Genomic DNA, 763 nt, shown 5'->3' with positions numbered 1-763 from the left:
TCGGCGGGGGTTCTGCTCCGCATAATTGCGAGGGTGGAAGGCGGGCGCCCCGCGGGAAGCGGAGCGCCCGTGGCCGGTCATCGCGACCAGATGAGCTTGTGCTCGCCCTTGTCGCCCTGGACCAGGGAGGCGTAGACCGGCGCCGTGAAGGACGGATCGTCGAGCTTGAGCGAGAGGTATTCGGTGCCCGTCTCGCGGGCGGTCCGGCTCCAGCCGGCGCCGAACTCGACGCCGTTGGCGGTGACGCGATAGTCGGGCGCCTTGTCGGTGTCGCGGTCGCAGGGCTTGATGGTGGCCTTGACGTTGAGGGTGAGGGTCTTGATCGTCCCGGCATAGGCGCCGTTCTCGTCGCGGGTGAAGGTGCCGATCTGAGCCATTGTCATATCTCCTGAGAGTTGCCCGAAGCCGCCCGATGAGGCCTCGATGGCGGTCGAGAGGCGACGGACCGGACGGCTGCACCCCTTGTGGGCCGCAGCGGCAGCGGAGGACGGTGGCAGCCGAGCTTGTTGTCCCGCGAGGAATGACCGCTTGCGGTCAGGGGAAGAAGGTCGGCGGAGCCGTTGCAGGCCAAGGCCGAACCGGCGCCAGACCAGCCCGGAAGAGAGGCCGCCTGGGGGCTTCGCCGCATGATCGGCAGAGATCGACGCAGGCGGTCGGCACCTCATCAGCACGTCGGCGACGCCAGCGCGTCATCCTCCCGCGGTCACCGACGCCAGCCTCCGAGCCAACGACACATGCCCCGCCCGATACGGCACAGACCGTG

At 68.9% G+C, this 763-nt stretch carries 1 protein-coding gene; it reads right to left on the bottom strand.

Translation table 11 applies throughout. The features are described from left to right. Positions 1-77 precede the first annotated feature (77 nt). Positions 78-377 (bottom strand): DUF736 domain-containing protein, encoded by a 300-nt coding sequence (locus AC2W7M_RS26610; protein ID WP_149578558.1) that lies wholly within the window; start codon positions 375-377, stop codon positions 78-80. Positions 378-763: the final 386 nt, after the last annotated feature.

The organism is Xanthobacter sp. BG11Y11_SDJG (assembly GCF_057364445.1).
The sequence above is the reverse complement of the archived record's forward strand: the minus strand, read 5'-3'. Positions and strand labels throughout refer to the sequence as shown.